A 9326-nucleotide genomic window follows, 5' to 3' on the forward strand; every position below is an offset into this window, starting at 1 on the left:
CTCAGAATATCGACCTAGAATGTAATTTAATAACACTTTCAGATCAAGCCATGCCCTTGCAAGCGCTCCCGTTGCCGCCCTCGGAGCTGGGCGAATCACCCTTCTGGCACCCGCTGGAGCAGCGCCTTTATTGGTGCGACATTGCAGGCTTTGCCGTGAACGCATGGGAGCCGGGCACCGGCCGCCGCTGGCAATGGAAGATGCCGTCGGAGCCCGGATGCTGCGCACCATCGGTCGATGGAAAAATAGTAATCGGGTTACGCGACGGGTTGTATCACCTGGACTGCACGACCGGCGCCCTGGCTTGCCTGGCCACCCTGCCGGCCGACGCGCACGACACCCGCCTGCTGCGCCTGAACGATGGCAAATGCGACACTGCCGGCCGGTTCTGGGCCGGCTCCATGATCACGCCGCGCACGCACGCGGGTGCCGCCCTGTGGCGCCTGGACTGCACCACGGACCACTGCGCCATCGACCGCATGGCGGGTGACAATTTCACGGCCAATGGCCTGGCCTTCAGCCCCGACAACCGCTGGATGTATTGGTCCAACACGCCCGAACACCGCATTGACCGCTTTGCGTTCGACGCTGCCACGGGGCGCATCAGCGATCGGCAACCCTGGGTCCGCTTCGCCCCCAAGGTTGCGGGCGAACCCTATGGTGGCCGCCCCGATGGCGCCAGCGTGGATGTGGACGGCAACTACTGGGTGGCCATGTATGAAGGGGCCAGCATTCTTCAGCTGTCGGCTGCGGGCGAGGTGCTGCAACGCATCCCCACACAGGTGCAATGCCCCACCATGGTGTGCTTTGGCGACGACGATCTGCGCACGCTCTACATCACCTCGGCGCGCGCCGGGCGGCCGGCCAGCGAATGCGAGGCCGCCGTTCCTGCGGGCAGCCTGCTGCGCATGCGGGTGGACATTCCGGGTCTGCCGGTGAACTTTTTTCGGACCCGCTGAAGGGGCACCAGTCTCAGCCGCGCAGGCGTTGCAGCAAGCCTGCCGTGGATGAATCGAGCCCGGATACATCGCCGCTGGCCAGCCGCTGCTGCAGGTCGCGCGCCAGCACCTTGCCCAGCTCCACGCCCCACTGGTCGAAGCTGTTGATGCCCCACAGGGCGCCGCTGACAAACACGCGGTGCTCCTGCAAGGCGATGAGCGCCCCCAGCGACTCGGGCGTCAGGGACTCCAGCAGCAAAAAGGTGCTGGGCCGGTTGCCCGGGAAATGCCGATGCCCATCGTCGCTGGCCTTGCCCACCATCAGCGCCTGCACCTGTGCCAGGGCATTGGCGAGCACCTGATCATGGTGGCCGACAAGCGAGTGCGCCGGTTGGCGCACCGCCACGATTTCCAGCGGCAGCACATCCGAGCCCTGGTGCAGCATCTGAAAGAACGCATGCTGCCCGTTGGTTCCCGGCTCGCCCCACAGCACGGGCGACGTGGCATAGGCCAGGGCCTCGCCACTGGCGGCCACGCGCTTGCCATTGCTCTCCATTTCGAGCTGCTGCAGATAGGCCGACCAGCGCCGCAGCCCGGCGTGGTACGGCGCCACACAACGGCTCGTAAAGCCATGGAAATTGCGATACCAAACATCGAGCAAGCCCAGGCGCACGGGCAAATTCGCCGCCAGCGGTGCGGTGCGAAAGTGCTCGTCCATGGCATGCCCACCCGCCAGCAGCCCGCGAAAACCGGCGGCGCCGATCGAGATGGCCAGCGCCAGGCCAATGGACGACCACAGCGAATAGCGCCCACCCACCCAGTCCCAGAAACCAAACGACCGGGTGATGCCCAGTGCCTTTGCGGCATCCGGCTGGGCCGTGAGCGCCACGAAATGGCGCGCCACATCCGTGCCCCCCTGCTCGGTAAACCACGCCAGGCACGAGCGCGCATTGGTCATGGTTTCGGCCGTGGTGAAAGTTTTGGACGCCACCAGAAACAAGGTGCTTTGCGGCCGCAGCAGCCGCAGCACGCCCGCCAGCTCATGGCCGTCGGCGTTCGAAACGAAGTGAAAGCGCTTGCCCGGCGCGCGCTGCGCATCCAGTGCCAGCACGGCCATGTGCGGCCCCAGGTCAGAGCCGCCAATGCCGATGTTCACCACGTCGGTGATGCCATCGTCGGCGCGCACGCGGTCGGCATAGGCCAGCATCGCGTCCAGCGTGGCGTGCACATCAGCAAGGGCTGGCGCCACGCCGGGCAGGTCGCCCGGCAGCGCCTGCCCTGCCGGCCGGCGCAGCAGGGTGTGCAAAACCGCACGGCCTTCGGTGGTGTTGATGGGCTCGCCGCGCAACATGGCGTCGCGGTGCTGCTCCAGGCGGCACGAGCGCGCCATGTCCAGCAGCAGCGCCTCGGTGGGCCGGTCCCACAGGTTTTTGGAGAGATCGGCAAACAGGTGGGGAGCGGCCTGGCTGAAATGCGCAAACCGCTGCGTGTCCTCGGCAAAAGCCTGCCGCAGGTCAAAACGCTGGCCTTCATGGGAGAAATGGGCCTTCAAGGCAGGCCACTGGGGCGTCTGATCGCAACGAAGAAACATGGACATATCGATGGCGCGCAATGGAAAAAGTAACCAAATTACTGAAATTTCAAGAATTGCGACGCAGACAACTTGAAATCAGGCTCGTAAAACTGACGATACTCATGCATCAATGTAACAAGATCACAATGGATGCCCCGCGCAGCATCGCCCCATCCACGGAGATTCCATGAGTTTTGACCTCGTCCTGTTCGGCGGCACGGGCGACCTCGCCTGGCGCAAGCTGCTACCCGCCCTGTTCCAGGCCTTTCGCCACGGCACGCTACCCGAAGGTGGCCGCATTATCAGCGTGGCGCGGGATGATCTGACCGACGAACAATACCGCAGCCGGATCCAGTCGCGCTTTGACAACGTGGAACTGGCCAAACGCCCGACGCCTCAGGAGTTTTCACGCTTCGCGGCACTGCTGCACCACCTGCGCATGGACCTGTCGCAAGCGCAGGACTATGTGCGGCTGGCCGACATGCTCAAGGCCCGTAATGCCGATTCGCTGGTGATGTATGTCGCCACGGCGCCCAGCCTGTTCACCACCGTCTGCGAACAGATCGCCGCCGTGGGCCTGAACGGCCCCGCCACCCGCGTGGTGCTCGAAAAACCCCTGGGGCACGACCTGCCATCGAACCGCGCCATCAACGCGGCGCTGCGCCATGTGCTGCACGAAGACCAGGTGTTTCGCATCGACCACTACCTGGGCAAGCCGTCGGTGCAGAACCTGTTTGCCATGCGCTTTGGCAATGCGCTGTTCGAGCCGCTGTGGCGGCGCGAAACCATTGCCAACATCCAGATCACCATCGCCGAAGAACTGGGCGTGGAAACCCGCGGCGCCTTCTACGACCAGACCGGCGCCCTGCGCGACATGGTGCAAAACCACGCGCTGCAATTGCTGTGCGCCATCGGCATGGAGCCGCCCATCAACGCCAGTGCCCATGCCATTCGCGACGAAAAACTCAAGGTGCTGCAATCGCTCAAGCCCTGGAGCCCCGACACCATCGGCCAGCAGGTAATCCGGGGGCAATATGCGGCCGGCACCAGCCAGGGCCATGCCGTTGCGGGGTATTTGCAGGAAAGCGGCGTGTCCCCTGCCAGCAGCACCGAAACCTTTGTCGCCCTGCGCACCGAGATATCCAACTGGCGCTGGGCGGGCGTGCCTTTTTACATCCGCACCGGCAAACGCCTGGCGGGCCGCAACGCCCACATCGTGGTCAATTTCCGGCCCGTGCCCCACCCGATCTTCAAGACCCCGGCGGGCGCCGCCAACCGCCTGGTCATCAACCTGCAGCCCAAGGACGGGCTGGAGTTGCACCTGCTGGCCCAGGGCGCCGCGCAGCACCAGACCGAACCCGCGCTGGCGCCAGTGCACCTCAACCTCGACTTTGACCAGCGCTTTGGCACCGAACGCGTGGGCGCCTACGAGCGCCTGCTGCTGGACGTGATTGCAGGCCGGCTGAACCTGTTTGTGCGCAGTGACGAGCAGGAGGAGGCCTGGCGCTGGGTGGAGCCCATTCTGGCGCACTGGCGCACCGATCCGCACGGACCGCGACCCTATGCAGCCGGCAGCTGGGGCCCCAGCGCCGCCAGCGCCATGATCGCGCGCGACGGCTTTTGCTGGAGCGAGGAAGTCTGAAACAGGGTCAGCGCTTGCGAACCACCACGCTGCCGATGGAATAGCCCGCGCCAAATGAACAGATCACGCCCAGGTCGCCGGCGGCCAGATCGGCCCGGTGCTTGTGGAAGGCGATGATGGAGCCGGCCGATGCGGTGTTGGCGAACTCGTCCAGGATCAGTGGGGCCACATCGGCGCTCGCATCCGCCCCCACCAGCTTCTTGATAACCAGCTGGTTCATGCCCTGGTTGGCCTGGTGCAGCCAATAACGGCGCACAGCCGTGGGCGCATGCTCCAGCGTGGCCAGATGGGCCTCGATGTGGGCGGCGGCCAGCGGCACCACTTCCTTGAACACTTTGCGGCCTTCCTGGCGGAAGGTCTTGTCGCGCGCGTTGGGGTCGCTGTCCTCGCAGCGGTTGAGAAACCCGAAGTTGTTGCGGATGCTGTTGGAGAACTGGGTGGCCAGCTTGGTGCCCAACACCTCCCACTGGTCGGCCGAGGTGGCGCTGTCGGCCCGCTCGACAATCACCGCCGTGCAAACATCGCCAAAGATGAAATGGCAATCGCGGTCGCGCCATTCGTGGTGGCCCGAGGTGATTTCGGGGTTGACCACCAGCACGCATGTCGCGCTGCCCGTGCGCACGGCGTTGACGGCCTGCTCGATCGCGAAGGTGGCAGACGAGCAGGCCACATTCATGTCGAACCCATAGCCGCCCGCCCCCAGCGCCTGCTGGATCTCGATGGCCATGGCCGGGTAGGCGCGCTGCATGTTGGCCGCCGAGCACAGCACGGCATCAATCTGGTCGCCGGTCTTGCCCGCGGCATCCAGCGCCTTGCGCGCAGCGTCCACGGCAATCTCGGCCATCAGCGACAGCTGATCGTCGGACCGCTCGGTAAAGCGTGGGTACATGCGTGAAGGGTCCAGCACACCGGTTTTCTCCAGCACATAGCGCTGCTGGATGCCGGATGCCTTTTCGATGAATTCCACGCTGGAATAGGTCAACGGCTCGCGCAGGCCGGCGGTGATCTCGTCGGCATGGCGCGCGTTTTCCTGGTCCACATAGCGGTTGAAGGTTTCCACCAACTCGGCATTGGTGATGGTGTGCGGTGGCTGGTAAATGCCGGTTCCGCTGATGACAACTGAGTGCATGGATTGATTCCTGTTGCCCGAACTACAGGCAGGGTGCGCAAGTGTAGCGAGGCTCCGCAGGCACCCCGGGGCGGGCGTCACACCCTGTGCACCGGGTGCCACCGCACCGCCGCGCAGACAGAGGTTCAGACGGCCTGGATCAGCTTTTCCAGCTTCACGGCGTCTGCCGCAAAGCTGCGGATGCCCTCGGCCAGCTTTTCGGTGGCCATGGCATCGTCATTCAGCGCATAACGGAAACCCGCCTCGTCGTACTGGACTGCGGGCAGCGCCATGGCGCGGGCCGCCTCGGCGTTCAGCGCGGGTTGCAGCGGGGCCTCGCTGGCGGCCAGCTGGGCCAGCAGCTCGGGCGCGATGGTCAGCAAGTCGCAGCCCGCCAGCGCCGTGATCTGGCCGATGTTGCGAAAGCTCGCGCCCATTACCTCGGTGGCGATGCCGAAATGCTTGTAATGGTTGTAGATCTGGGTGACCGACTGCACGCCGGGGTCGTTGGCGCCGCTGCGCGCGGCTTCGTCCCAGCTGGCGCCGGCCTGCTTCTTGTACCAGTCGTAGATGCGGCCCACAAACGGCGAGATCAGCTGCACCTTGGCCTGTCCGCAGGCCACCGCCTGACAAAACGAGAACAACAGCGTGAGGTTGGTGTGGATGCCGCGCTGCTCCAGCTTTTCTGCGGCCTGGATGCCCTCCCAGGTGGCGGCCACCTTGATGAGCACCCGGTCGATGTGAATGCCCTGCGCCTGGTAGAGCTCGATGATCCGCTCGGCCCGCGTCACGGTGGCGCTGGTGTCAAAACTCAGGCGCGCATCCACTTCGGTGGACACCCGGCCCGGAATGGTGGCCAGAATCTCGCAGCCAAAGCGCACCAGCAGGCGGTCGATCACCTCGTCCATGGGGCGCCCCTTCCATTGGGCCACCGTGTCCTGCAGCAGCGGCGCGTACTCGGGCTTTTGCACCGCCTTGAGGATCAACGACGGGTTGGTGGTGGCATCCTGGGGCTGGAATTGCGCCAGCTGCTTGAAATCGCCGGTATCGGCGACCACGGTGGTGAACTGTTTGAGTGCGTCAAGCTGATTCATGGCGAAAGTCTCATGGGGTAAACAACGGACAAGCAGGCCCCGCAGCATTCTTGCCAGGGCGACGGCAATCCGCAAGTGTAGACGGCCCGTTTCTGAGGCCGCCCTGTGCATGAAACCGAGTTACATTGGCGTTACATCGTTGCTGTTTTTCCGTGGAACGGATTCCTTTTCCAAATCATTCGTGTCCAAGCGCGAAGCCGCAGGCAGTGCAGTAGCACGACAAGGCGAAGCAACAACGACACGGATGATTGAGAAATGGAATGACATGCTGGACCGCATTACCGCCTCCCTGCCCTCCCTGGCCCCCGCCGAGCAACGCGTAGGCCGGCTGGTGCTGGCCGACGCCCGCGCGTTTGCCCGCCTGCCGGTGCGCGAACTGGCCGAGCGCGCCCAGGTCAGCAAGCCCACCGTGGTGCGTTTTTGCCGAAGCATGGGCTACGACGGCCTGGCCGATTTCAAGCTCAAGCTGGCCGGCAGCGTGAGCGAAGGCGTGCCCTTCATCCACCGCAGCGTGGACGCCGACGACAAGACCGGCGATGTGCTGGTGAAGGTGGTGGACAACGCGGTGGCCGCCTTTTTGCAATACCGCAACGCCGCCAGCACGGTGGCCATCGAGCGCGCCGCCGAGGCCATCACCAGCACCTGGAAAGCGGGCAAGCGCATCGAGTTTTACGGCGCGGGCAATTCCGGCTTCGTGGCGCAGGATGCGCAGCACAAGTTCTTTCGCCTGGGCGTGACGTCGATCGCCACCAGCGACGGCCATATCCAGGTGATGAGCGCCACCCTGCTCGGCCCGGGCGATTGCGCGGTGATCATCTCCAACTCGGGCCGCACGCGTGACCTGATGGACGCTGCCGACATCGCGCGCAAGAATGGCGCCACAACCATCGCCATCACCGCCAGCGGCTCGCCCCTGGCCGCCGCCTGTGCCATCCACCTGGCCGCCGACCACCCCGAGGGCTACGACCGCTACAGCCCCATGGTCTCGCGCCTGCTGCACCTGCTGGTGATTGACGTGCTGGCCACCTGCGTGGCGCTGCGCATCGGGCCATCGCTGCAACCGGTGCTGCAGCAGATGAAGGACAACCTGCGCGCCAAGCGCTATACGTGAAGCCCCCTGCGCCGCTTCGCGTCTCGGTGCAGCCGCCAGAGGCGGCAGCTCTTCGGGGCCGTCCAAGCCTGCGCAGGCAGGCTTGGAGCCGCGGCCCTCAGCCCCTCAGGGGGACGCCACCCGTGGCCCGGCAAAGCCGGTTCCACGGTGGCACTGGTATGGGGAGCGCCAGACTCAAGTGCTGCTGGTGATGGCTTGGATGACCTGCCGTTGTCTGGGCTCAATCCAGCGTCACACCCGCATCGCGAATCACTTTGCCCCACTTGGTGGTCTCTGCAGCCAGAAAAGCGTCACAGGCCTCGGGCGTGGTGCCCTCGGCAAACGTGCCCATGGCTTCGAGCTTGGCACGGGTTTCTTCGCTGCGGATGATCTGGTTCACGGCCTCCGACATGCGATTGACGATGTCGCGCGGCGTGCCGGCGGGTGCGATCATGCTGGCCCAGGTGCTGCCCAGCATGCCGGCAATGCCCTGCTCCACGAAAGTGGGCACATCGGGCAGGATGGGCAGGCGCTTTTCGCTGGCCACGCCGATCAGGCGGATGCGGCCGGCCTTGGCGGGCTGGATCAGGTTGGGTGGCGGGTCGAGGAACAGCGGCACCTGGCCACCGAGCAGATCGGTGAGCGCGGGTGTGGCGCCACGGTAGGGGATATGCACCATGAAGGTCTTGGTCAGCGTCTTGAACAGCTCGCTGGTCAGGTGCGCGGCCGAGCCGCTGCCCGACGAGGCAAAACTCACCTTGCCGGGGTTCGCCTTGGCATAGGCGATCAGCTCCTGGGTGTTCTTGAACGGCGCATTCAGCGACACGGCCGCCACCAGGGGCGACACGCCCATCAATGACACGCCCACCAGATCCTTGCGCGCGTTGTAGGGCAGCTTGGGGTAAAGCGTGGTGTTGGCGGTGAAGGCCGGGATCACGACTCCAAAGGTATGCCCGTCCGGCGCCGACTTGGCCACCGCATCGACACCGATGATGCTGTTGGCACCGGGCTTGTTGTCGATCACCACGGGCTGGCCCAGCTGCTTTTGCAGGCCCACCTGCAGCAGGCGCGCCATCTGATCGGTGAAACCGCCCGCCGTGTAGGGCACGATGATGCGGATCGGCTTGTTCGGCCAGTTGGACTGCGCCAGCGATGGCAGGGCCGCGCCGGCCAAGGCAGCGGTGGCGGCCTGCACCAGGGTGCGGCGGGAAAGGTCACGGCTCATGGGGGTTGTCTCCGTCTTGTTTTCGAATGAAAAACGGCTCTAGCGCTTATCCAATAAGCGCCAGCAGCTCTTCTATTTATAGCAACCAAATAACCTTCAGAGCGCCTTCACCAGCTCCGGCACGGCCGCAAACAAATCCGCCTCCAGCCCATAGTCGGCCACGCTGAAGATCGGCGCCTCCGGGTCCTTGTTGATCGCCACGATCACCTTGGAGTCCTTCATGCCCGCCAGGTGCTGGATCGCACCCGAGATGCCCGCTGCGATGTACAGCTGCGGCGCCACGATCTTGCCGGTCTGGCCCACTTGCCAGTCGTTGGGGGCGTAGCCCGCATCGACCGCGGCGCGGCTGGCGCCCAGGGCGGCACCGAGCTTGTCGGCCAGCGGGGTCATGACTTCGTCGAACTTTTCCTTGCTGCCCAATGCCCGGCCACCCGAGACGATGATCTTGGCGGCGGTGAGCTCGGGGCGGTCGCTCTTGGCGATTTCGCTGCCCATGAAGCGGCTTTTGCCGTTGTCTGCCGTGGCGGCGGTGGTTTCGACTGCTGCGCTGCCTCCGGTGGCGGCTGCGGCGTCAAAGCCGGTGGTGCGCACGGTGATGACCTTGACGCTGTCTGCGCTTTGCACGGTGGCGATGGCGTTGCCGGCGTAGATGGGGC

The 9326-nt window shown here is 65.0% G+C and carries 8 protein-coding genes; 3 read left to right on the forward strand and 5 right to left on the reverse strand.

Features of this window, described 5'->3' with window-relative positions; translation table 11 throughout:
* The first annotated feature begins 50 nt into the window (after positions 1 to 50).
* On the forward strand, positions 51 to 959 hold the full coding sequence (locus tag J8G26_RS05800; RefSeq protein WP_087747527.1) for an SMP-30/gluconolactonase/LRE family protein: 909 nt from the start codon (positions 51 to 53) through the stop codon (positions 957 to 959).
* Between the two features lie 13 nt (positions 960 to 972).
* On the opposite strand, the gene pgi is transcribed toward J8G26_RS05800, so the two are convergent.
* On the reverse strand, positions 973 to 2535 hold the full coding sequence (gene pgi / locus J8G26_RS05805) for a glucose-6-phosphate isomerase (protein WP_210568248.1): 1563 nt from the start codon (positions 2533 to 2535) through the stop codon (positions 973 to 975).
* Positions 2536 to 2698: 163 nt separating this feature from the next.
* Between pgi and zwf the strand changes: the two genes are divergently transcribed.
* Positions 2699 to 4153 (forward strand): glucose-6-phosphate dehydrogenase, encoded by a 1455-nt coding sequence (gene zwf / locus J8G26_RS05810; RefSeq protein WP_210568249.1) that lies wholly within the window; start codon positions 2699 to 2701, stop codon positions 4151 to 4153.
* 7 nt (positions 4154 to 4160) lie between these two features.
* Here zwf and J8G26_RS05815 read toward each other — a convergent pair whose 3' ends face one another.
* Together J8G26_RS05815 and tal are read right to left on the reverse strand one after the other, a co-directional pair.
* A complete protein-coding gene (locus J8G26_RS05815) occupies positions 4161 to 5282 on the reverse strand; it encodes a beta-ketoacyl-ACP synthase III (RefSeq protein ID WP_210568250.1) in 1122 nt (373 codons plus the stop codon).
* A gap of 125 nt (positions 5283 to 5407) precedes the next feature.
* Positions 5408 to 6355, reverse strand: coding sequence for a transaldolase (gene tal, locus J8G26_RS05820; protein WP_210568251.1), 948 nt, complete (start codon positions 6353 to 6355; stop codon positions 5408 to 5410).
* Positions 6356 to 6620: 265 nt separating this feature from the next.
* On the opposite strand from tal, the gene J8G26_RS05825 reads away from it, so the two are divergent.
* Positions 6621 to 7466, forward strand: coding sequence for an SIS domain-containing protein (locus J8G26_RS05825; protein WP_094097288.1), 846 nt, complete (start codon positions 6621 to 6623; stop codon positions 7464 to 7466).
* 220 nt (positions 7467 to 7686) lie between these two features.
* On the opposite strand, the gene J8G26_RS05830 is transcribed toward J8G26_RS05825, so the two are convergent.
* Together J8G26_RS05830 and J8G26_RS05835 are read right to left on the reverse strand one after the other, a co-directional pair.
* Positions 7687 to 8670: a tripartite tricarboxylate transporter substrate binding protein gene (locus J8G26_RS05830; protein WP_210568252.1), complete on the reverse strand. Its 984-nt coding sequence runs from the start codon at positions 8668 to 8670 to the stop codon at positions 7687 to 7689.
* A 96-nt stretch (positions 8671 to 8766) separates the two neighbouring features.
* Positions 8767 to 9326 (reverse strand): FAD-binding protein (locus J8G26_RS05835; RefSeq protein WP_210568253.1); only part of this gene is annotated, 560 nt, incomplete at its 5' end.

Source organism: Acidovorax sp. JG5 (assembly GCF_017939685.1).
GTDB lineage: Bacteria > Pseudomonadota > Gammaproteobacteria > Burkholderiales > Burkholderiaceae_C > Acidovorax.

Bases quoted from the DNA above. Each gene is read 5' to 3' on its own strand.
- tal (WP_210568251.1), bottom strand. From the start codon at position 6,355: ATGAATCAGCTTGACGCACTCAAACAGTTCACCACCGTGGTCGCCGAT.
- J8G26_RS05815 (WP_210568250.1), bottom strand. From the start codon at position 5,282: ATGCACTCAGTTGTCATCAGCGGAACCGGCATTTACCAGCCACCGCAC.
- zwf (WP_210568249.1), top strand. From the start codon at position 2,699: ATGAGTTTTGACCTCGTCCTGTTCGGCGGCACGGGCGACCTCGCCTGG.
- J8G26_RS05830 (WP_210568252.1), bottom strand. From the start codon at position 8,670: ATGAGCCGTGACCTTTCCCGCCGCACCCTGGTGCAGGCCGCCACCGCT.
- J8G26_RS05825 (WP_094097288.1), top strand. From the start codon at position 6,621: ATGCTGGACCGCATTACCGCCTCCCTGCCCTCCCTGGCCCCCGCCGAG.
- pgi (WP_210568248.1), bottom strand. From the start codon at position 2,535: ATGTCCATGTTTCTTCGTTGCGATCAGACGCCCCAGTGGCCTGCCTTG.
- J8G26_RS05800 (WP_087747527.1), top strand. From the start codon at position 51: ATGCCCTTGCAAGCGCTCCCGTTGCCGCCCTCGGAGCTGGGCGAATCA.